18 protein-coding genes are annotated in these 21,606 nt (G+C 63.2%); 17 read left to right on the top strand and 1 reads right to left on the bottom strand.

The features are described from left to right. The first annotated feature begins 37 nt into the window (after nucleotides 1–37). The 3 genes from IU397_RS00435 (at nucleotide 38) to IU397_RS00425 (ending at nucleotide 1,768) form a co-directional block, all read left to right on the top strand. Nucleotides 38–532: a hypothetical protein gene (locus IU397_RS00435; protein WP_204409431.1), complete on the top strand. Its 495-nt coding sequence runs from the start codon at nucleotides 38–40 to the stop codon at nucleotides 530–532. Nucleotides 533–684: 152 nt separating this feature from the next. Next, nucleotides 685–864: a hypothetical protein gene (locus tag IU397_RS00430; protein WP_204409429.1), complete on the top strand. Its 180-nt coding sequence runs from the start codon at nucleotides 685–687 to the stop codon at nucleotides 862–864. Between the two features lie 139 nt (nucleotides 865–1,003). Continuing rightward, complete coding sequence (locus IU397_RS00425; protein ID WP_204409427.1) at nucleotides 1,004–1,768, top strand: hypothetical protein; 765 nt, start codon at nucleotides 1,004–1,006, stop codon at nucleotides 1,766–1,768. Between the two features lie 54 nt (nucleotides 1,769–1,822). Here the strand turns inward: IU397_RS00425 and IU397_RS00420 are convergent, their stop codons facing one another. Next, nucleotides 1,823–2,842 (bottom strand): S9 family peptidase, encoded by a 1,020-nt coding sequence (locus IU397_RS00420; protein ID WP_204409425.1) that lies wholly within the window; start codon nucleotides 2,840–2,842, stop codon nucleotides 1,823–1,825. Nucleotides 2,843–2,925: 83 nt separating this feature from the next. On the opposite strand from IU397_RS00420, the gene IU397_RS00415 reads away from it, so the two are divergent. The 14 genes from IU397_RS00415 (at nucleotide 2,926) to IU397_RS00350 (ending at nucleotide 21,012) form a co-directional block, all read left to right on the top strand. Continuing rightward, nucleotides 2,926–3,522, top strand: a complete 597-nt coding sequence (locus tag IU397_RS00415) for a metallophosphoesterase (RefSeq protein WP_204409423.1) — start codon at nucleotides 2,926–2,928, stop codon at nucleotides 3,520–3,522. A 9-nt stretch (nucleotides 3,523–3,531) separates the two neighbouring features. Next, on the top strand, nucleotides 3,532–4,074 hold the full coding sequence (moaB, locus tag IU397_RS00410; RefSeq protein ID WP_204409421.1) for a molybdenum cofactor biosynthesis protein B: 543 nt from the start codon (nucleotides 3,532–3,534) through the stop codon (nucleotides 4,072–4,074). Between the two features lie 146 nt (nucleotides 4,075–4,220). Next, nucleotides 4,221–5,648: an efflux RND transporter periplasmic adaptor subunit gene (locus IU397_RS00405; protein ID WP_370541583.1), complete on the top strand. Its 1,428-nt coding sequence runs from the start codon at nucleotides 4,221–4,223 to the stop codon at nucleotides 5,646–5,648. A gap of 3 nt (nucleotides 5,649–5,651) precedes the next feature. Then, the gene (locus IU397_RS00400) at nucleotides 5,652–9,050 is read left to right on the top strand and encodes an efflux RND transporter permease subunit (RefSeq protein ID WP_204409418.1); all 3,399 of its coding nucleotides are present in this window, start codon (nucleotides 5,652–5,654) and stop codon (nucleotides 9,048–9,050) included. Nucleotides 9,051–9,156: 106 nt separating this feature from the next. Further along, the gene (mutL, locus tag IU397_RS00395; RefSeq protein ID WP_204409416.1) at nucleotides 9,157–10,956 is read left to right on the top strand and encodes a DNA mismatch repair endonuclease MutL; all 1,800 of its coding nucleotides are present in this window, start codon (nucleotides 9,157–9,159) and stop codon (nucleotides 10,954–10,956) included. Next, nucleotides 10,953–12,113 carry a DNA recombination protein RmuC gene (locus tag IU397_RS00390; protein WP_204409414.1) on the top strand — a complete coding sequence of 387 codons (1,161 nt, stop codon included), beginning with the start codon at nucleotides 10,953–10,955 and terminating at the stop codon, nucleotides 12,111–12,113. The genes mutL and IU397_RS00390 overlap by 4 nt, the downstream gene beginning before the upstream one ends. 140 nt (nucleotides 12,114–12,253) lie before the next feature. Then, nucleotides 12,254–13,240 carry an ABC transporter ATP-binding protein gene (locus IU397_RS00385; protein ID WP_204409412.1) on the top strand — a complete coding sequence of 329 codons (987 nt, stop codon included), beginning with the start codon at nucleotides 12,254–12,256 and terminating at the stop codon, nucleotides 13,238–13,240. After that, complete coding sequence (locus IU397_RS00380) at nucleotides 13,237–14,331, top strand: ABC transporter ATP-binding protein (protein WP_204409410.1); 1,095 nt, start codon at nucleotides 13,237–13,239, stop codon at nucleotides 14,329–14,331. Before IU397_RS00385 ends, IU397_RS00380 begins: the two co-directional genes overlap by 4 nt. Before the next feature lie 3 nt (nucleotides 14,332–14,334). After that, complete coding sequence (locus IU397_RS00375) at nucleotides 14,335–15,852, top strand: ABC transporter substrate-binding protein (protein ID WP_204409403.1); 1,518 nt, start codon at nucleotides 14,335–14,337, stop codon at nucleotides 15,850–15,852. A 50-nt stretch (nucleotides 15,853–15,902) separates the two neighbouring features. Next, a complete protein-coding gene (locus IU397_RS00370; RefSeq protein WP_204409401.1) occupies nucleotides 15,903–16,847 on the top strand; it encodes an ABC transporter permease in 945 nt (314 codons plus the stop codon). 1 nt (nucleotide 16,848) lies between these two features. Continuing rightward, entirely contained in the window at nucleotides 16,849–17,730 is an 882-nt protein-coding gene (locus IU397_RS00365) for an ABC transporter permease (protein ID WP_204409399.1), read from the top strand. Between the two features lie 13 nt (nucleotides 17,731–17,743). Next, entirely contained in the window at nucleotides 17,744–19,528 is a 1,785-nt protein-coding gene (locus IU397_RS00360) for a gamma-glutamyltransferase family protein (protein WP_204409397.1), read from the top strand. Then, nucleotides 19,525–20,268 (top strand): DUF1028 domain-containing protein, encoded by a 744-nt coding sequence (locus IU397_RS00355; RefSeq protein ID WP_204409395.1) that lies wholly within the window; start codon nucleotides 19,525–19,527, stop codon nucleotides 20,266–20,268. The genes IU397_RS00360 and IU397_RS00355 overlap by 4 nt, the downstream gene beginning before the upstream one ends. Next, nucleotides 20,269–21,012, top strand: a complete 744-nt coding sequence (locus tag IU397_RS00350; RefSeq protein WP_204409394.1) for a FadR/GntR family transcriptional regulator — start codon at nucleotides 20,269–20,271, stop codon at nucleotides 21,010–21,012. Nucleotides 21,013–21,606: the final 594 nt, after the last annotated feature.

Genomic DNA, 21,606 nt, shown 5'->3' with positions numbered 1-21,606 from the left:
ATCGGCACCGCACACTTTTGCCCCCTTCGGTGGCGCCGTGACAGAGCCCGCGACGCCGCGTGGCAAGGCAGCAGCACTTTTGGCCTATGCCCTGGATATCGAGGCACCGGATAGCGTGTCCCCGCCTGTCTTGCGCCAATTGGTAGACGAGGTTTGTCTGGATGACCTGGAACGGGCGCGGCTGGTATCGCTTTTGTCGACAAGTCAGAGCCCGCAATTGCCCAGCGTGATCCTGGAATTGCTGGGCACGCGGCTTGATACAGCGAAAAACGCGCTGGAGACAGTCGAGGACAAGGATGCCGTCTATGGGATCTGGAGCCAGCGGACGGCAAGCGGTGCAATCCTGGCGGGCGTCGGTTTCGCGGCCAGCGGTATCATTACCGGCGGATGGGCGATTGTGGCGGTGGGGGCGAGCATTTTCGCCGGGGGCGCCACATCCTATGGGCGGGATCGGCTGAAGCGCCGGGCGCGGTCCGCGCGCCGAGCGGTCGAACAGACCGAACGTTTGATCGAGGCGATCAAATCCCTTTGACCCGATCATGGTATCCGAGAACCCCTGGTTAAGCTATGCTGGCTAAAAAAAGAGATGTTGATGTTGCGCGAAAGGCTGTTGACCAGGATAAACTGGATTTTTAGCCCGCGATGGTTATGTTACCTTCAGCGATGGAACGGGAGTTTGGAACGATGACAATCGAGATCCTTCTGTCCTTGACGGCGGTCAGCCTGAGCATTTTGGCCGTTGGTGGGATCACCAATGCCCTTTGGGCGACGCGGGAAGAGAACCCTGCGGTCAATCTGGATGACACGATTCGCCGCGCACCCTACCACCGGCTTCACAATATCGTCGCAGTTGAACGCGGGTGAGATCGGGCCGTTAGGGCATGGGTGCCGTTGACCTATGAATCTGACCTGATCCGGTGATCAACGGCGCGGCAGACCGGTTGAATTGCGGTATTGTGGCTGCACGGCGCTGTTGCGCGGTGCGCAAGAAGGGAACTCGGATATGCGTTTTGTCCTTTATGCAGCGGCCCTGATATTCGGCACACCCGTGGCCGCGCTGGACCTGGAACTGACGGGACGGTTTGAGCTGAATTACCCGGCAAGCCTGGATTACGATCCGACATTTTGCGGGCTTTGGATCGCGAATGAGGGGCCGGAGGCGATACTGGTGACCCTGGACGGGTTGGAATTGCGGCGCGTTGGGTCGGATCTGACGCGGATCAAGGCCATCGCTATCGAAGATGATCACCTGATCGTTGCCGATGGCGGCGGTGGGTTCCAGCGGATCAGCAAGGATGGCGATGTCCTGGCGCCGCCATTTCAGATCGAAGGCGACTGGGCCGATACCGAAGGGATCACGATTGACGACGATGGCAGCCTGATCACGGTCGAGGATGATCCGGAATACCTGACATGGCTGTCGCGCTCGGGCGAAATCCTGCGGCGGGTCGACACGATGACGCTGGATCCCCCGCTGAGCGAGGCGCAAGGCATCGCACGGGATCCCCGCAGTGGTCACCTGTTGATCGTCGATGACATGGAGGGGACCAACAGCCTGTATGAATTCAATGCCGCGGGGGAGCTTTTGGCGACGGCGCCCCTGTCGCCATATGGCATGGATCCCGAGGGAATCGCGATCCGGCCCGGATCGAACCAGCTTTTCATCGCCTTCGATAGTGGGGCCAGCATCGCGAGCTTTGACTACACGCCCACATTGCCCGACGGCACCCCTCCCCTGCCGCCGGGTGGTGATTGCATGATGATGTAGCTGGAGCCGCCTTGATGTTAAGGACGGCGGTGGTGACCCGGCGCGATTGACGGATCAGCGGGCGGTCCGAGCGTGGATCCAATCGGCGATACGCTCAAGGCTGCCGGGGGCAAAGGCGCGACGGCCTGCGGCGAGGAAGCGAACCTGGGCAATGGTCGTCCACTCATCCGGCAATTGGAAATTGTAAGGGCCACTGCGCAACAGGCTGTGTGTGGCATCGGGGATGATCTGAACCGCGTTTGCGGCTGTGTCGGGAAGGTGTTCGCCGTAGATGCGGGCGCTGTTCAGCGGGTTCACGTTCAGATCGTCAGCCCCAAGCAGGATCAATGCGGGCGCGGTCATCTGCGCGATGTCGTCCGTGGCATCGACGGTATAATTGGCGCGGACAAAGGCATATCGATCAGCGCTCATCCCATCGGGTGGCTGGGTGGCCGCGGTAAATAGGCGGTCATTCTGAGCAAGCTCTGCGGCCACCTGCGCGTCAACGTCGAGGGGGTCGAGGCCCTGCCGCTCCAGCCGTTTGGCGGTATAGTACGCGCCCTGGATGCGCCAGTTTATGGCCGGGCCGATCAAGACGACAAACGCAGCGTCAGCTTGAATGCTGGCCTGGGGCACGACCCAACCGGCCTGGGAAAAGCCCAGATAGCCAAGATTGCCCGCCGCGATCCCGTGGGTGTCGCGCAGATAGGCCAAAGCGGCGGCGGCCTCTGCCGCGCGGTCCTCCATGGATTGGTCAAGCCAGTTGCCGGTGCTGTCGCCGATCCCCGGTTTATCCCAGGAAAAGACGCCGATGCCCGCATCCAACAGCGTGTTGACCAGCGGCAGATACCCGTCATCGGACCAGCGATCCTGCGGGCCGTCGCCATGGACGATCAGCGCAACAGGTGGGTTGACGGATTGACCAGGCAGCACGAGCGTGCCGCTGAGCCGGGCGGGGCCCGCGTCAAAGCGGTGCCGGGTCATACGGTCATCAGGGTGGATCTGGAAATCCGCGACCCCAATCAGCCCCCAGAAAAGCGCCGCTGCGATCAGGGCAAGGCCGAGGATGATGGGCAGGGCAAGACGTTTCAGCATGGGGTTCAGACAGCATTCGGGTTGGACAGACCCCACGCTTAGGATATTTCGGGAGGGTAAGACACCCGGACAAAGGAGGCTTCATGGCGCGGATTTTGGCGTTTTCGGATTTGCACCATGCCCGCGGGCGGGCAGAGGCCCTGGTCGCAGCCAGCGGTGACGCCGATCTGGTGATCGGGGCCGGGGATTTCTGCAACAGGCGCACGGCGCTACCCGAGGCATTGGCCCTGCTGGACGGGATCACCCGGCCCATGGTTCTGGTGCCCGGCAACGCGGAAAGCGCAGGGGAATTGCGGGACGCCGCGCCTGCCCATGCAACCGTTCTGCATGGGGAAACGGCCAAGATCGCCGGGGTGACGATTTTTGGCATTGGATATGCCATCCCCGAGACGCCCTTTGGCGACTGGTCCTGCGACCTGACCGAGGCGGAAGCCGAGGCGCTGTTGGCCGGATGCGAGGGGGCGGATCTCGTGATTTCGCATTCCCCGCCCAGGGGCGTGGCCGATGTGACCTCAGCCGGAGCGTCGATCGGGTCGGTCGCGGTGCGCGCCATGATCGAGCGGGTGCAGCCGGCCCTTGTGGTCTGCGGGCATATCCACGACAGCTGGGGCGTGTCGGGTCAGATCGGGGCAAGCCGGATCGTGAATCTGGGCCCAGTGCCAAACTGGTTCGATATGTGAGGGATGCCGATGTCGCGGATTGATGAGACCTTGGAATTTATGTCCGTGCGGATCGCGGTCTTGACCGTGTCGGACACGCGGGGGCCGGATCAGGACCGGTCGGGCGACGTGCTGGTGGAGCGGTTGCAAGGGGCGGGCCACGTATTGGCCGCGCGCCAGATCCTGCCGGATGAGCGTGGGCAGATCGCCGGACAATTGCGGGCGTGGTGCGCCGATCCGGAGATCGACGTGGTGATCAGCACCGGGGGGACCGGGTTGACGGGCCGCGATGTGACGGTCGAGGCGCACCGCGATGTCTATGAAAAGGAGATCGACGCGTTTGGCACGGTCTTTACCATGATCTCGATGCAGAAAATCGGGACAAGTGCCGTGCAAAGCCGTGCCACGGGCGGAGTGGCGGGCGGCACCTACCTGTTTGCCCTGCCCGGATCGCCGGGGGCGTGCAAGGATGCCTGGGATGACATCCTGGCCAAACAGCTCGATTTTCGGCACCGGCCCTGCAACTTTGTCGAGATTTTTCCGCGCCTGGACGAAGATCAGCGACGGAAATAGACGGCCCTTGCGTTCAACCTGGCGTGGGTGCGGCTTTGCGCTGAGCCGTTCGGGTACTATCTTGGGGTTAAGTCAAGCCATCCGCCAGACGTAAGGAATTGGACAGAATGCAATTTTTGCGGCGTTCCCTTGTGGGTTTGTTTCTGATGTCGTTGACATTCGGCATTCTGGCCGTAGGCGGAAACAGCTTTTACAGCGCCTTGCAGGAACGCCTGAACCGGGAGGCGACGGAACGCCCGGTGCGCGAACGGGTGCTGGGGGTCAGCACCGTGCGCGTAGTGCCCGAGACGATCACGCCCGTGATGACCGCCTTTGGAGAGGTGCAAAGCCGCCGGACCCTGGATGTGCGGGCCAGTGCCGCGGGCCGGATCGTGGATTTGTCGGACGATTTCGAAGATGGCGCGCAGGTCTTTGCAGGCGACCTTTTGGCCCAGATCGACCCAACGGATGCAGAGGATGACACCCGCGTGGCCCGGACCGAGCTTTTGGAGGCCGAGGCGGAGCTGCGCGATGCCGAACGCGCGCTGGTTCTGGCGCGTGACGAGGTGCAGGCGGCCGAGGCGCAGACCCAATTGCGGAGCATGGCCCTGACCCGGCAGCGCGATCTGCTGGGGCGCGGCGTGGGCACGGATGCCGCCGTGGAAGATGCGGCCCTTGCGGAATCGGCCGCCCAACAGGCGGTTCTGGCGCGCAGGCAGGCCGAGGCACAGGCGCAAAGCCGGTTGGACCTGGCGGGCACCCGGCTGGAGCGGCAAAAGATCAACCTGGCCAACATGGAACGGCGGCTGGCCGATACGGAGATCCGCGCCGCTTTTGACGGGGCCATCGCCGATGTGCAGGTCGATGAAGGTGGTCTGGTCGCCGTGAACGAACAGATGGCGACGTTGATCGACCCCGAGGCATTGGAAGTGTCGTTTCGGCTGTCGACGGCGCAATATGCCCGGCTGCTGGATGATGCAGGGCGGCTGATCCGCGCGCCGGTGACGGCGACGTTGGACGTGCTGGGCCTTGACCTGGTGGCGACCGGGCGGATCACCCGGGTTGGCGCGGCTGTGGGAGAAGGCCAGACCGGGCGCCTGCTTTTTGCGCGGCTTGAGACATTTGCCGGGTTCCGCCCCGGGGATTTTGTGACCGTGCGGATCGAGGAGCCGCCCCTGGACCAACTGGCACGGATTCCGGCAACGGCAGTGGATGCCGCGGCCACCGTTCTGGCCATTGGCGAGAATGAGCGGTTGGAACAGGTCCGGGTCGAGGTGATGCGGCGAGAGGCCGATGACGTGCTGATCCGCGCGCCTGACCTGGCGGATCGTCTGTTGGTGGCGGAGCGCACGCCGCTGGTGGGCGAAGGCATTCGCGTCCGCCCCATGGGAACGCCGGAGGGTGAAACGGCGGAGACCGCAGCAGCGCCTGCTATGATCTCTCTCACGCAGGAGCGGCGCGCGCGGTTGATCGCCTTTGTCGAGGGGAATACGCGGATGCCGGCCCAGGCCAAGGAGCGGGTGCTGACCCAACTGCAGGAAGAGGAAGTGCCGACGCTGGTCGTGGAGCGGATCGAAGCGCGGATGGGGGGCTAGATCATGGGGCGCATGGGCGGAATGCTGTCGTATTTCACGCGGCATGGCACGGCGGCCAACCTGTTGCTGGTCTTGATGATCGGGGCAGGGATCTGGGCCTTTCCGAACATGCGCGCGCAGTTTTTTCCGGACGTGGTAGTCGATAGCGTCAACGTCAATGTTTCGTGGGAAGGGGCGGGGGCCGAAGACATCGACCGCACCATCGTCGAGCTGATGGAACCGACCTTGCTGGCCATCGAAGGGGTCATGCTGGTCGAGACGACCTCTATCGAGGGGTTGGCACGGATGCAGTTGGAATTTGAGCCCGGTTGGGACATGTCGCGCGCCGCCGATGACGTCGCCTCTGCCGTGGACACGATCAATGACCTGCCTGACGAGGCCGAGGAGCCTGAAGTACGCCGCGGGAATTGGCGTGATCGGGTGACGGATGTCGTGATCACCGGCCCCGTCGGGGTGGAGCCCCTGGGCCGGTTGGCCGATGAGCTGGTCGCCCGCCTTTATGCCGAGGGGATCACCCGCGCCACGATCCGCGGTGTCGTCGCACCGGAGGTTTTGGTGGAGGTGCCGTCCTTTGCGTTGATCCGCAACGATGTCACCTTGCAGGAGATTTCGGCGGCCATTGCCGGAGAGGCCGAGGTCAGCCCGGCAGGCGATGTGGACGGCGCCAATGCGCGGGTGCGCACCGGGGTCGCCAAACGGTCCCCCGACCAGATCGCCGATATCGTGATCCGCACCAACCCGGACCGGTCGCAATTGACCGTGGGTGATGTCGCCCGGATCGAGGTTGGCGGAATCGACCGGGTTCGCACCTATTTCAAGGGAGAGAATCCAGCGATCTCGATCCGGGTCGACCGTTCGCCGCAGGGCGATGCGATTGCGATTCAGGAGGAGGTCGAGGCGGTGGTGGCCGAGATGGTGACCACCGTGCCCCAGGGGGTGGAGATAGACCTGATCCGGACGCGATCCGAATCGATTGAGGGGCGGTTGAACATCCTGATCGAGAATGGGTTGACCGGATTGGCCCTGGTCGTGGGCCTGTTGTTTTTATTTCTGAACGCGCGAACGGCGCTTTGGGTGGCGATGGGCATTCCGGTGGCCATGTTCGCCGCAATTTTCCTGATGTGGGCGGCGGGTCTGACGCTGAACATGATCTCGATGTTTGCGATGCTGATCACCCTGGGCATCGTGGTGGATGACGCCATCGTGGTGGGCGAACATGCGGATTTCCGCGCCCGGCGGCTGCGGGAAGATCCGACCACAGCGGCAGAAAATGCGGCCCGGCGCATGGCGGGCCCGGTCTTTTCCGCGACCTTGACCACGGTCATTGCCTTTTCGGCCCTGACGATCGTGGAGGGGCGATTTGGCGACTTGATCGCCGATATCCCGTTTACCGTCTGCGTAGTGCTGATCGCGTCGCTGATCGAATGCTTTTTGATCCTGCCCAATCATATGGCCCATTCCCTGGCCGCCGCCCAGCGCAAGACGGCGTGGTATGACTGGCCCAGCCGGGTGGTGAATGTGGGCTTTGACTGGTTCCGCAGGGCGATCTTTCGCCGGGTGATGCAGGTGGTGATCTGGGCGCGGTATCCCGTGCTTGCCGTGATGCTGGCCCTGTTGGCGATGCAATCGGCGGTGTTTTTGCGCGGCGATGTACAGTGGCGGTTTTTCTCGGCCCCTGAAGAGGGGTCGGTTTCGGCCAATTTCATCATGCTGCCCACAGCCGACCGGGCCGACAGTCTGGAGCAGGTGCGTAGCTTGCAGGTGGCCGTTGAAGAACTGGGGCAGGAATACGAGGCAGAGTTCGGGCGCAACCCCGTGGCCTATGCCCTGGCGGAGATCGGCGGGAATACCGGGCGTGGCCTGAGCGGGGCGGGCAATCGGGATGCCGATCACCTGGGATCGATTGCGGTTGAGCTGATCGACCCGGATCTGCGGCCCTATTCCAGTTCGCGCTTTGTGCGGGACCTGCAGGACCGGGTGGAGCGGCACCCCCTGGTGGAGACGTTGAGCTTCCGTCGCTGGGGCAGCGGACCCGGCGGAGACAGCCTGGATGTGCAGTTTTACGGGGCCTCGTCAGAGGCGCTAAAGGCCGCATCGGAGGATCTGAAGGCGCAATTGGCGCAGATCCCCGAAGTGTCCGCCGTCGAAGACGACATGCCCTATGACAAGGAAGAGCTGGTGCTGGATCTGACGGCACAGGGCGCGGCGTTAGGCTTTACCATCGACGATCTGGGGCGGACCTTGCGCGGGCGGTTGAACGGGATCGAGGCCGCAACCTTTCCCGATGGTGGACGCTCGGCCAGCATTCGGGTGGAGCTGCCCGATGCGGAACTGACAGCGGACTTCATGGACCGGATGCTGCTGCGCACGCCGGACGGGGCCTATGTGCCGCTTGCCGATATCGTCGATGTCACGCGGCGCACCGGGTTTTCGACCATCGAGCGGGAGAATGGCCTGCGGATGCTGTCGGTCACGGGAGAGATCTCGGAAGATGATCCGGCCCGGGCCGAAGAGATCACGTTGCAGTTGCGTGAGCGGATCCTGCCCGACCTTCAGGAACGGTTTTCCGTGGGCTGGAATCTAAGCGGGCTGGCCGAGCAGGAGCAGGACTTTCTGACCGACGCGTTGTTTGGGTTCGTCGCCTGTCTGGTGGGGATCTACCTTGTTTTGGCCTGGGTATTTTCCAGTTGGGTGCGCCCGCTTTTGATCATGGCGGTGATCCCGTTCGGGTTGATCGGGACGATTTATGGCCATGTGCAGTGGGAATTGCCGCTGTCGATGTTCACGGTGGTGGGGCTGATCGGCATGACCGGGATCATCATCAACGATTCCATCGTGCTGGTGACCACGGTCGACGAATATTCGGAAGAGCGCGGGTTGATGCCGGCCATCGTGGATGCCACGGCGGACCGGCTGCGGCCTGTCTTTTTGACCACGCTGACCACGGTAATTGGATTGACGCCGCTGCTATACGAGCCGTCCTCCCAGGCGCAGTTTCTGAAACCCACGGTGATCACGCTGATCTATGGGCTTGGATTTGGCATGTTCATCGTGTTGCTGATGGTCCCGGCATTGCTGGCGATGCAGCAGGATATTCGGCGGCAATTCATGGCTTTGCGCCGCGCCTTGTCCTGGCCCGCGGGCGGGCGGGTCGTCGCCTTGGCAACCGTGGTGGCAGTGGCCGGGGTTCTGGCAATCTTTGCAGCGACGCTGGGCCATGCGATCCTGGTTGGGGGGTTATGGCCGCCTTTGGCCGCTGCATTGGGCACGGCCGGCGCGACGGTTGGTATGGCGCTGCCGGTGTTTCTGGGGCTGGTTTTGCTGTGGTTGATGGCGTTGTTCGCCCTCGCGATCGGGATCATGCCCCTGATCCGCGCCGCGCGCCCGGTTGCGGAAGGCTAACCCCCTCCCTTGATCCCTCCCCCAGAGGTGGAGGGAAACGCCAGTGGCCGGACCTGGGCGCAGAAGATGTGGTCGAATCGCGTTTGCCTATGCTAGATATTGCGGCATGGTATTGGATGCCCCCCATATAAGCGCTGACTTGCCGGTTATCCGGCAATTGGACGACACGGTGATCAACCAGATCGCGGCAGGTGAGGTCGTGGAACGTCCGGCTTCTGCCGTTAAGGAACTTGTCGAGAATGCCTTGGATGCCGGTGCGCGGCGGATCGAGGTGGCCTATGGCGATGGCGGTAAGACCCTGATCCGCGTCACCGATGATGGGTGTGGGATTGCGCCGGATGATCTGCCTTTGGCGCTGGCCCGCCATGCGACCTCGAAACTTGATGGGGCGGATCTGCTGGATATCCGCAGTTTCGGATTTCGGGGGGAGGCGTTGGCGTCGCTTGGGGCGGTGGGACGGCTGGTTTTGACATCGCGTGTAGCAGGGCAGGATGCGGCGCGCATCGCTGTGACTGGCGGGGCGATGGGGACGGTGCGGCCTGCGGCCTTGTCCAGCGGAACGGTGATTGAGCTGCGCGATCTGTTTTACGCAACGCCCGCGCGGCTGAAATTCCTGCGAACGGATCGGGCCGAGGCGCAGGCGATTAGCGATGTGGTCAAGCGTCTGGCGATGGCGGAACCGTCGGTGAGTTTCACGTTGCGCGATATCACCGCGGACCGGGTTGTGTTCCGCGCCGATGCCGAGACCGGCGATTTGTTCGACGCCTTGCGCGGGCGGCTGGCGCGGATCCTGGGCGCAGGGTTCGCCGAGAATGCGCTGCCGATCGATGCGGAGCGCGAGGGCCTGCGGCTGCTGGGATATGCCGCCTTGCCCACCTATTCGCGCGGCGCGGCAGTGGCGCAATACCTGTTCGTCAATGGGCGTCCGGTGCGGGACAAGCTGCTGATCGGCGGGCTGCGGGGCGCCTATTCAGACGTGCTGGCGCGGGACCGGCATCCGGCGGCAGTGCTGAACCTGGAATGCGACCCGACCCGCGTTGATGTGAACGTCCATCCGGCCAAGTCAGAGGTGCGGTTTCGGGAACCTGGCGTGGCGCGGGGGCTGATCGTGTCGGCCATTCGCCATGCCCTGGCCGGGGCCGGGCACCGCGCCTCCACCACTGTGGCGGGCGCGACACTGGGAGCGATGCAGCCGCAACCCGCCCCGTCAGAGCCGCCGCGGCGCTATCAGATGGACCGGCGACCCGAGGTTTCCATGCCGCCTGGTTTTGCCGAGATGCAGGCACCCGCTGCCCGGATCGAGGCGCCGGTTGTCGAGGAGGCCGCGCGCCCCTTGGGGGCGGCCCGCGCACAGGTGCACGAGAATTACATCATCGCCCAGACCGAGGCCGGGATTGTGATCGTTGATCAACATGCGGCCCATGAACGTCTGGTTTATGAGCAGTTGAAAGCGCAGATGGCCGATACCGGTGTCGCGGCACAGGCACTGTTGATCCCCGAGATCGTCAGCCTGAGTGACGGCGATGCGGACCGGCTGCTGGCCGTGGCCGAGGGGCTGCATAAGTTGGGCCTGGGGATCGAGCCCTTTGGCCCCGGTACAATCGCCGTGCGCGAAACGCCTGCGGTGTTGGGGGAGGTCAATGCCGAGGCCCTGTTGCGCGACATCCTGGACGAGTTGACGGATCAGGGTGAGAGCGGAACCCTGACCAGCCGCATCGACGCTATTCTCAGCCGGGTCGCCTGCCACGGCTCGATCCGGTCGGGCCGAATGATGCGTGCCGAGGAAATGAACGCGCTGTTGCGCCAGATGGAGGCGACACCGCTGTCGGGCCAGTGCAATCATGGTCGGCCAACTTATGTAGAGCTGAAACTGGCCGATATCGAACGGCTGTTCGGGCGCACATGATCCAGGTCGGAGAAATGCAACTGTCCTATGACGACCCGCTGGTGATTGGCCTGGGCGTGGCGGCTGCCCTGATCCTGCTGCTGCTGATCATGGCGGTGCGGCGGGCGGGGCAAGCCGCCTCCATGGCGCAGCCGATGATGCAGCATTTGGGCGTGTTGAACCAGCAGATCGAGACGTTATCGATGGGCCAGCAACAGTTGACCGGTGGCCTGACCCAGGTGGCCGAGGCCCAGGCCGCGGGCCAAACCGCGACGTTGCAGCACCTGGAGGCACGCCTGGCCGAGGTGACGGCGAAAATGGGCGAAACGCTGCAGGGGTCGGCGACCCGCACCGCGCGGTCGCTGGGGGAATTGCAGCAGCGGTTGGAGACCATCGACAAGGCCCAGGACAATATCACCAAACTGTCGGGCGACGTGCTGAGCCTGCAGGACATTCTGTCAAACAAGCAAACGCGCGGCGCCTTTGGCGAGATCCAGTTGCGCGATATCGTGGCCAAGGCGCTGCCCGCGGACAGCTATGCCTGGCAGCCGACCCTGTCGAACGGCAAGCGCGCGGATTGTCTGATCCATTTGCCCAACCCGCCCGGGCCGATTGTGATCGACAGTAAATTCCCGCTGGAGCCTTACGAAAAACTGCGCCGATCCGGCTCGGACGCGCAGTTGAAGGAGGCCATTCGCGACATGCGCGCCGCGGTGCGGCTGCATATCCGGGCGATTGCCGAGAAATACATCATTGATGGCGAAACGGCGGATGGGGCGCTGATGTTTCTGCCATCGGAAGCAGTCTACGCGGAATTGCATGCGAATTTCCCCGAATTGGTGCGGGAGGGGTTCGAGGCCCATGTCTGGATCGTCTCGCCCACCACCTGCATGGCGACGCTGAATACCATGCGGGCCGTTCTGAAAGATGCGCGGATGCGGGAGCAGGCAGGTGCCATTCGCAAGATGTTGCGGCAGTTGCACCGGGACGTCGAACTGGTGGTGGAGCGGGTCGAGAAGCTGGACACCCATTTCGGCCAGGCGCGCAAGGATCTGGACGGGATCGGCACTGCGGCCGAACGAGCCGGTAAACGGGCCGCAAAATTGGACAATTTCGACTTTGAGGAATTGGAGACGGAGGCGGCACCCGATCCCAAAGTGCTGCCGCTGAAGGCCTGACACGATCCTGTTGACTGTATCTGCTTAGAACTTAGGCACCTGCCGCCCGATTTGGCGCGGGCCGTTAATCTTTCATTGACAGTCGGAAAGCGCGAACCAATTGTCGATTGGTTCGCCCCGCAGATGGACTGCACAAACCTATGAGTACTGACCTTCTCTTCCTCCAGCGGCTGACCCTTGGCTTTCGCGGGCAAGCGGCAGCGGTGGTGGATGATGTCAGCCTGCAAGTGAAACGAGGGGAGATTCTGTGCCTGGTTGGTGAATCGGGCTGCGGCAAGAGCGTGACGGCCATGGCGATGATGGGTTTGTTGCCACCGGATGCGACGCGTATTTCCCAGGGAAATATGGTGTTCGAAGGTCAAACCTATGACCTGACGCGCGACAGTTTGCCCGGTCAGATCAAAGGCGACCGGATCGCGATGATCTTTCAGGAGCCGATGTCATCGCTCAACCCCGCGTTTCGGATCGGGGACCAGATCGCGGAGACTGTGCTGCGGCATCGCGGCGGCAGCCGGACGGATGCGATGGCCCGCGCGACCCAGATGTTGGACCGTGTGGGCATTGCCAGCCCGGGCCAAAGGTTAAAGGAATATCCGCACCAATTGTCCGGTGGTATGCGCCAACGCGTGATGATCGCGATGGCCCTGGCCAATGATCCACAATTGCTGATCGCGGATGAACCGACAACGGCGCTGGATGTCACCATTCAGGCGCAGATCCTGGACCTGATCCGCGATTTGCGGGCCGAGATGGGGATGGGCACGATCATGATCACCCATGACCTGGGCGTGGTGGCCGAAATCGCCGACAGCGTCGCGGTCATGTATGGCGGGCAGGTCGTCGAACAGGGCCCGGCCGCGGATCTGTTCGCCAACCCGCAGCATCCCTACACAATCGGATTGATGAGCGCGATGCCGCGGCTCGACAGCCCCGGCGGGCGGCTGGCCATCGTGCCTGGCACCGTGCCAAGCATTGCCAACATGCCCCAGGGCTGCCGGTTTCGCACGCGCTGCCCTTTTGCCAATGCCGTGTGCATCAAACGGCCCGTGCTGGACGATCTGGGCAAAGGCCACCGGGTCGCGTGTCATTACGCGCCACTAGAGACACATTTGGCGGTCACCGCATGACCGGTGATGTCATCCTTGAGGCCCGCAACCTGGTCAAGCATTTCGGCCAAAGCGGTTGGTTGAACCGCAATCCGGTCGTTCAGGCAGTCGACGATGTCTCGCTTGAAATCCGGCGGGGGGAAACCTTTGCCATTGTCGGCGAAAGCGGATGCGGAAAGTCAACCCTCGCCCGGTTGTTGATGCGGTTGATCCAGCCGACATCGGGCGAGGTTCAGTTTGACGGGGCGCCTGTGAGCCAAGCCGCCGGTCCCGCGCTACAGGACCTGCGCCGGGATATGCAGTTCATCTTTCAGGACCCGTTCTCATCACTCAACCCGCGCATGACCGTGGGCAAGCTGGTGGCGGAGCCGTTGGAGGTGCATGCGCCTGATCTGCCTGCCGCGGAGCGCCAGACAAAAGTCGCGCATCTGCTGCGCCAGGTGGGTTTGCAACCGGACCATGCCGGGCGCTACCCCCATGAATTTTCGGGCGGGCAGCGGCAGCGGATCGGGATTGCGCGGGCCCTGGCATCCGGTCCGAAGCTGATCATCGGGGATGAGCCTGTCTCGGCCCTCGATGTCTCGGTCCAGGCGCAGGTGATCAATCTGCTGGGGGATCTGAGCCGCGATCTGGGTCTGACCCTGGTGATCATCGCCCATGATCTGGGCGTGATCCGGCATATGAGCGACCGTGTGGCGGTGATGTATTTGGGCCGGATCGTCGAAAGCGGGCCGACCGAACAGGTCTTTGGCGCGCCACGGCACCCTTATACCCAGGCGCTATTGGCCTCGATCCCCGGGAACAAGGTCGATCAGACCGCCCATGCGACGGGGGAGATGCCAAGCCCGCTTGCCCCACCCTCGGGTTGTCGATTCCACACACGGTGCCCCCATGCCCGGGCCGATTGCACCACCGACCAACCTAAGCTGAAAGCAGCAGGTCATGCGGCACATCAGGTGGCCTGCCACCATTGGCAACGGATCGGCAAAGGGGTCAAAGCCCCTGGAACGGCCCCGCGCAGGCCCGAGGCTGAGGCGCGTTTTGAATTGTACCGCGCCGCCAGCGAAGGCGGCATTGTCACCCATAAAGAAAACCTGACAGAGAGGAGTTGAGATATGCGAACCGGACTATCAACAGCCCTACTTGGTGCCACGGCCCTGAGCCTGATCGCAGGCGCCGTCGCGGCCAAGGACCTGCGCATCGCATTGCAATCAGATGCCGATGTGCTCGACCCGGACCAGTCGCGCACCTTTGTGGGCCGCATCGTCTATGCCTCTCTCTGCGATAAACTGGTCGATATCACCCCGGATTTAGAGATCATCCCGCAACTGGCCACGGAATGGGAAACGTCATCCGACGGCCTGACGGTCACCATGAAACTGCGCGAAGGCGTGGTCTTTCACGATGGCACGCCATTCAATGCGGAGGCCGTGGCCGCCAATATCGAACGCTCCCAAACGCTGGACGAATCCCGCCGCAAATCGGAACTGGCCTCCATCACCGGGACCGAGGTCACGGGGGAATATGAGATCGTCATGACGCTGGCTGGCCCCGACGCAACGTTGATCGCACAACTGGCCGACCGCGCGGGCATGATGGTATCGCCAGCTGCCGCGGCCGAAGCGGGTGCCGATTTCGGGCTGAACCCCGTCTGCTCGGGGCCCTTCAGCTTCACCGAGCGGGTGGCGCAGGACAAGATCGTCCTGACAAAGTTCCCGGATTACTGGAATGCCGATGCAATCGCCTTTGACAGCGTGACCTTCCTGCCGATCCCCGACACGACCGTGCGCCTGGCGAACCTGCAATCGGGTGATATCGACATGCTGGAACGGCTGGCCGCGACCGATCTGGCGCAGGCCGAGGCCGACGCGGAGATCGTCGTGGCCGATGCCGTATCGCTGGGCTACCAGGGTCTGACTTTCAACATCGACAATGGCGACCGCGGCGACAACCCGTGGGGCAACGACAAGCTGCTGCGCCAGGCGCTGAGCCACGCAATCGACCGCGAGGCGCTGAACCAGGTCGTGTTTGAGGGGGCGTTTGCCGCGGGCAACCAGTCCTTCCCGCCGACATCGCCCTGGTACAATGCCGACCTGCCGGTGCCACCGCGCGATGTCGAAAGAGCCAAGGAACTGCTGGCCGAAGCCGGTTTCCCCGACGGGCTGGACCTAGAGATCCAGGTGCCCAACACCACGGTGCCCCTGCAAGTGATGCAGGTCGTACAGGCCATGGCCGCGGAGGCGGGCATCAATATCTCGATCACCTCAAAGGAGTTCGCGACGCTCTTGGCCGACCAATCTGCGGGCGACTACACGGCCAGCCAGATCGGGTGGTCAGGCCGTGTGGACCCAGACGGCAACAATCACCAATTCGCCACGACCGATGGTGGGATCAATGACAGCAAGTTCTCGGACCCCAAGGTGGATGAGTTGCTGAATGCCGCCCGCGTTGCCCCCACGCCCGAGGAGCGGAAGGCCAAGTATGACGAGGCCATGGTGATCATGCTGGACGAACTGCCCCGCCTGTTCCTGTACCACCAGAAATGGATCTGGGCCTATAATGATAGCCTCAAGGGGTATATCCCCTACCCCGACGGGATGATCCGTTTGGAAGGCGTCACCTGGGAAGAGTAACCCCTATGGCCGCGCCTCCAACCCGGGGGCGCGGCCTGATCGGAGCCCCTATGCTTCCCTTCCTCGCCAACCGTGTGCTGATCGCGATCCCCACGATCGTCCTTATCTCGATCTTTGTGTTCGGGTTGCAAAAGCTGCTGCCCGGCGATCCGCTGCTGGTACTGGCAGGGGAGGAGCGCGATCCCGAGGTCTTGGAGTTTCTGCGGGAGAAATACCGACTGAACGATCCAATCCCGGTGCAGTACTCGGCCTGGGCCGGAAATGCGCTGCGTGGTGATCTGGGCGTCTCGCTGCGCACCAATCAACCGGTGACAGAGCTGATGGCTGAAAAGCTGCCTGTGACGCTGCAACTGGCCACGATGTCGATCCTGTTTGCGCTGCTGATCGGGATCCCTGCGGGTATCGTTTCGGCCTACAAGAAGGGCACTTTGACGGACTACGTGGCCAATGTCGTGGCGTTGTCGGGCCTGTCGATCCCCAATTTCTGGCTCGGGATCATGCTGATCCTGCTGGTTTCGGTCCAGTGGCAGCTTTTGCCCGCCTCGGGCTATGTCCCGCCGGGGGAGGATTTCTGGCAATCGATCCGCACCATGCTGATGCCGTCTTTCGTGCTGGGCACCGCCTTGGCCGCAACCCTGATGCGCCACACTCGGTCGGCCATGCTGGGCGTGCTGAGCGCCGATTACGTGCGCACGGCCCGCGCCAAGGGCCTGACAGAGCGGCGCGTGGTGCTGAAACACGCCTTGCGCAATGCGCTAACGCCCATCGTGACGCTGACCGCGCTGTTGTTCGGAGAATTGGTGGCAGGTGCGGTTTTGACCGAACAGATCTTCACCATCCCTGGATTTGGCAAGCTGGTCGTCGATGCCGTGTTTAACCGCGACTATGCCGTCGTGCAGGGGATCGTGCTGGTCACTGCCGTTGGATTCATCTTCATGAACCTGTTGGCCGATGCGCTGTATGTCATCCTCAACCCGCGCCTAAGGGGGCAATAGCATGGTGGCCACAACAACCGCGCCCCCGGTAGACCCCGTTCTGGCCGCAAAGCCCGAAAACCGGGTATGGAAGAAATTCCGCGGCCATCGCAGCGCGGTCTTGGGCGGCATTCTGGTGGTGTTCTTCGTTCTAATCGCCATCGCCGCACCGATCCTGCCCATCCCCGACCCGGCCGACACGGATTGGGGCGCGGTCCGCAAAGCGCCAAGCTGGGCGCACCCCATGGGCACCGATGACATTGGCCGCGATGTGCTGTCGCGGATGATCTGGGGCGCGCAGGCCTCGTTGCTGGCAGGCGTGGTTTCGGTCGGCATCGCGGTGCTGGCAGGCGTGCCTTTGGGCATCGTCGCGGGCTATTTCGGCGGTTGGACCGATGCCATCATCTCCCGCTGTACGGAGGCTGTGCTAGCCGCACCCTTCCTGATCCTGGCCATCGCTTTGGCGGCCTTCCTTGGGCCGTCGCTCACCAATGCAATGATCGCTATCGGCATTTCCGCGACGCCCATTTTCATCCGCCTGACCCGCGGCCAGGTGATCAACGTCAAATCCGAGGATTATGTGGACAGCGCCCGCGCCATCGGCCTGCCAACGCCCAAGATCCTGACACGCTATATCCTGCCCAACGTGATGCCGCCGATCCTGGTCCAAGCCACCCTGACCGTGGCCACCGCCATCATCGCAGAGGCGTCGCTGTCATTCCTCGGCCTCGGCCAGCAACCCCCGGCGCCCAGTTGGGGCAGCATGCTGAACACGGCCAAGAATTTCCTGAATCAAGCGCCGTGGATGGCGCTGTGGCCCGGCATCTCGATCTTCCTGGTGGTGCTGGGGTTCAACCTTTTGGGCGATGGCCTGCGCGATGCGCTGGACCCCCGCGAACACTGACTTCGGAGGCTTCATGTCCAACTTCACCACCCGTCCTGAGATCAGAGGCACCTTTGGCGTCGTCACCTCGACTCATTGGATCGCCTCTGCCGTGGGAATGGGGATCCTGGAAAAAGGCGGCAACGCCTTTGACGCCGCCGTGGCCACCGCACTGACATTGCAGGTGGTGGAGCCGCATTTGAACGGCCCCGCCGGTGACATGCCTGCCATTTTTCGCACAGCGGAGGGCACACCGCAGGTTCTGTGTGGCCAAGGCGTAGCTCCCGCCGCCGCCACAATTGAGCATTACAAAGGGGAGGGTCTGACCCTCATCCCCGGTTCCGGTCTACTGGCCACGGTGATTCCCGGCGCGTTCGATGGATGGATGCTGATGCTGCGGGACCACGGCACCCTACCCCTGCGCGACGTGATGCAAGCCGCCATCGACTATGCCCGCGATGGCCATCCGGTCCTGCCCCGCGTGGCCGACAGTATCGCAGGGCTGGCGGACTTCTTTGCCACCGAATGGCCCAGCTCCGCCGCCACCTGGACCCCAGGCGGCAGAGCACCCGAACCCCACGCCTTGTTCAGGAACCCCGACCTTGCCACTACCTACGAAAAGCTGGTGACGCTGGCCGAATATAATGACGACCGCGTGGCCCAGATCGATGCTGCCCGGGCCGAATGGCGGGAGGGATTTGTGGCCGACGCCATCTTTGATTACCTCAAAACCGCCCATGTCATGGATGTGTCAGAGGCCATGCATTCCGCCGTCCTCGCCCCCGCAGACATGGCCGACTGGCGCGCCACCTATGAAGAACCGCTGAGCTACGACTACCACGGCTGGACGGTGCACAAGACCCAAGCCTGGTCACAGGGGCCGGTCCTACTGCAAACCCTCGCGATCCTCAAAGGGATCGACATCGCCGCCATGGACCCGAACGGCGCCGACTTCGTGCACACGGTGATCGAGGCCATGAAGCTCGCCTATTCCGACCGGGAGGCTTATTACGGCGACCCCGATTTCAGCGAAATCCCCATGGATCACCTGCTGAGCGACGCTTACAATGACGCCCGCCGCGCCCTGATCAGCCCGCAAGCCTCCCATGACCAACGTCCGGGCCGCGTCCCGGGGTTCGAACACCTGGCCGATGCCTATCTCGACCGTGCTGCCCGCGATTTCCACGTCAACCATGTGGCCGCACAGGAACCGACGATGGCGCACCTGACCGAGAAACGCGGCGATACCGTGCATCTGGATGTCATCGACCGCTGGGGCAACATGGTCGCCGCCACACCCTCGGGCGGGTGGCTACAAAGCTCGCCTGTCATCCCTGGCCTGGGCTTCGCGCTGAATTCCCGCGCCCAGATGTACTGGCTGGATCCGAACCTGCCCTCCTCCCTGGCACCCGGCCGCCGCCCCCGCACTACGCTGACCCCGACCCTGGCCGAGAAAGACGGGGCGCGCCTGGTCTTTGGCACACCCGGCGGTGATCAACAGGACCAGTGGCAACTCATCTGGTTCCTGCGCTTTGTGCATTTCGGCCTGGGCCTGCAGGAATGCATGGATGCACCCCTGTTCCACACGATGCATTTCCAGGGCTCGTTCTTCCCGCGCGAAGTCAAGCCGGGGGAGATGATGATTGAACCCAATATCGGCGAGGCCACCATCGCCGACCTGCGCGCTCGCGGCCACACCGTTACCGTGGCCGACCCCTGGACCGTGGGCCGCCTGACCGCAGCTATGCGTGAATCCGATGGCACGCTCCGCGCCGCCGCGACCCCCCGCCTGATGCAAGCCTATGCGGTGGGTCGATGACCTGGTCCCTGATCGCACGCGAGGCGGACGGCACCATCGGCCTGATCGTCGCCAGCAAGTTCTTCGCCTGCGGGGCGGTCGTGCCATATGTCGGCGCCCAGGTCGCCGTCGCCTCCCAAGCGTTCTGCAACCCGATCTGGGGCACCGAAGGACGCGCGCGCCTGAACGCCGGTGAAGCCGCCGAAACCGTCTTGGCCGATTTCATCGCCCGCGATGACGGTCAAGCCATTCGCCAGGCCCATGTGATGGACAAAACCGGCACCTTCGCCGCCCATACCGGGGCCGATTGCGTCGATTGGTGTGGTCACATGATCGCCACCGACCATTCGGTCGCGGGCAACATGCTGGCCGGGCCGCAGGTGCTGCAGGCCACGTCGCAAGCCTTTGCCAACCATGCAGGCCGCCCGCTGGCCGAACGCCTGATCACCGCCATGCAGACGGGCGAGGCCGCAGGGGGCGACAAGCGCGGGCGCCAAGCCGCCGGTCTGGTCATCCACCGGGGCGAGGATCACGCCTGGCTCGACCTGCGCGCCGATGACCATGCCGATCCGCTGGGCGAACTGGCCCGCCTGTGGGATGTCGCTCAGGAACGCTATGTCCATTTTGCCAAGGGGATGCCCACCGCCGCGCGCTTTTCCGGCCTGCCCACCCGCGATGGTATCGACGCCGATATTGCGGCGGCCGAGGCGCGGCGCAAAGCCATGGGGCAATCCAGCCGGTCCCACGCGATTGAAACCTGAATGCTTAGTGACCCCGTCTCCCACCCGCTCAGGGCCAAGATCCTCGCCCTGATCGATACGGAAGCCACCGGCGATGACGGCAAGCTGCCCCCTGAACGCGATCTGGCCGAGCGGTTCAATACGGGCCGCCGCCACATCCGTCAGGCGCTCAACAGTCTGGAAGCAGACGGCCTCGTTTGGCGCAAGCAGGGCAAAGGCACATTCATCGGCCAACCGACCGACCCGACCGGCGACCTGGCCGCCCGCATCACCGGTGAGACCAACGCGCTGGAAGTAATGGAAGCGCGCCTCTGCATCGAGCCGGAGCTTGCCGCCCTTTGCGCCACCCGCATGGCACCGGACGAGGTCACTCGCCTCCGCCACCTCGCCCAGCGCCAGTTCGAGGCGGCGGACCCGCAAGCGACCGAACTGTGGGACGGTGCCTTCCACCGCCTGATCGCCCAATGCGCCCGCAACCGTCCGTTGCTGACGGCCTTTGCGCTGCTGGACAAGATCCGTTCCAACCCGCAATGGGTCAGCATCCGGGCTCGAGGGCGGACCACCGCCTCCCTCGCCGTCACCCATAGCGAACATATGACCATCGTCGAGGCCATTACCGCCCGCCATCCCGACAGCGCCCGCCACGCCATGCGGGACCACTTGGCCACGCGCTTCACCGCCCTGCGCGGCGAACTCGCCGAAGCCGCCCAACACAACGCCCCCTTCTTCGCCCTGTCCGAAGACGCCCCAGACGCCCATCCCTAAAGCGCCATCCTCAAGAAATGACATGAGAAAAGGACAGGCAGGATCCAACATACAGCACCAAATCGAACCATGGCGCCAGGCAATACCGACTGATAACAAGAGCGGCATTTGCTCTGATCGGGCTTCGTAATATAAAGTGATCCGCCTACTCGACCGAAACAGGTGGACCAGCTTGCGAAATATCACGGTGCTTATAGTCGATATTGCCCTTTAGGGTTTTCACGACTTCGTCCAGTCTCGATTGATTGCACCAGTAATCGGAGAATTGCCCGAAGACCCTATACTGAGAACAGTTAAAGCCCCCCTCGATGTCGTTGCACCAGACAACAAGGCTTCCGAGTATCGCTACCACCCCAAAGCTACCACCACTATCGCCCCATCCGGGGCATTGCCACTTCTGTTGATCAACACGGATCGTCTCCCAAAAATGGCGCTCGGGAGGGGTCATCCGATCCCAATCATAGTTTATCTGATCCAGCAGCTCGAGTTCAGAGGTTGGTCGCTATGTCACTGGGCTTTTCCTATTCCCAATCACCAGTTACGAAAAAAGATTAATGTATTGGCTCGGGAACCCAATGTCAGAGCTGTGCTAAA

The sequence above is a fragment of the Actibacterium sp. 188UL27-1 genome, assembly GCF_016901225.1.
Lineage (GTDB): Bacteria > Pseudomonadota > Alphaproteobacteria > Rhodobacterales > Rhodobacteraceae > 188UL27-1.
The sequence above is the reverse complement of the archived record's forward strand: the minus strand, read 5'-3'. Positions and strand labels throughout refer to the sequence as shown.

Excerpts from the sequence above, each read along its gene's own strand:
- IU397_RS00430 (WP_204409429.1), top strand. The coding sequence starts at position 685 with ATGACAATCGAGATCCTTCTGTCCTTGACGGCGGTCAGCCTGAGCATT.
- IU397_RS00425 (WP_204409427.1), top strand. The coding sequence starts at position 1,004 with ATGCGTTTTGTCCTTTATGCAGCGGCCCTGATATTCGGCACACCCGTG.
- IU397_RS00420 (WP_204409425.1), bottom strand. The coding sequence starts at position 2,842 with ATGCTGAAACGTCTTGCCCTGCCCATCATCCTCGGCCTTGCCCTGATC.
- IU397_RS00415 (WP_204409423.1), top strand. The coding sequence starts at position 2,926 with ATGGCGCGGATTTTGGCGTTTTCGGATTTGCACCATGCCCGCGGGCGG.
- moaB (WP_204409421.1), top strand. The coding sequence starts at position 3,532 with ATGTCGCGGATTGATGAGACCTTGGAATTTATGTCCGTGCGGATCGCG.
- IU397_RS00405 (WP_370541583.1), top strand. The coding sequence starts at position 4,221 with ATGTCGTTGACATTCGGCATTCTGGCCGTAGGCGGAAACAGCTTTTAC.
- IU397_RS00400 (WP_204409418.1), top strand. The coding sequence starts at position 5,652 with ATGGGGCGCATGGGCGGAATGCTGTCGTATTTCACGCGGCATGGCACG.
- mutL (WP_204409416.1), top strand. The coding sequence starts at position 9,157 with ATGGTATTGGATGCCCCCCATATAAGCGCTGACTTGCCGGTTATCCGG.
- IU397_RS00390 (WP_204409414.1), top strand. The coding sequence starts at position 10,953 with ATGATCCAGGTCGGAGAAATGCAACTGTCCTATGACGACCCGCTGGTG.
- IU397_RS00385 (WP_204409412.1), top strand. The coding sequence starts at position 12,254 with ATGAGTACTGACCTTCTCTTCCTCCAGCGGCTGACCCTTGGCTTTCGC.
- IU397_RS00380 (WP_204409410.1), top strand. The coding sequence starts at position 13,237 with ATGACCGGTGATGTCATCCTTGAGGCCCGCAACCTGGTCAAGCATTTC.
- IU397_RS00375 (WP_204409403.1), top strand. The coding sequence starts at position 14,335 with ATGCGAACCGGACTATCAACAGCCCTACTTGGTGCCACGGCCCTGAGC.
- IU397_RS00370 (WP_204409401.1), top strand. The coding sequence starts at position 15,903 with ATGCTTCCCTTCCTCGCCAACCGTGTGCTGATCGCGATCCCCACGATC.
- IU397_RS00365 (WP_204409399.1), top strand. The coding sequence starts at position 16,849 with ATGGTGGCCACAACAACCGCGCCCCCGGTAGACCCCGTTCTGGCCGCA.
- IU397_RS00360 (WP_204409397.1), top strand. The coding sequence starts at position 17,744 with ATGTCCAACTTCACCACCCGTCCTGAGATCAGAGGCACCTTTGGCGTC.
- IU397_RS00355 (WP_204409395.1), top strand. The coding sequence starts at position 19,525 with ATGACCTGGTCCCTGATCGCACGCGAGGCGGACGGCACCATCGGCCTG.
- IU397_RS00350 (WP_204409394.1), top strand. The coding sequence starts at position 20,269 with ATGCTTAGTGACCCCGTCTCCCACCCGCTCAGGGCCAAGATCCTCGCC.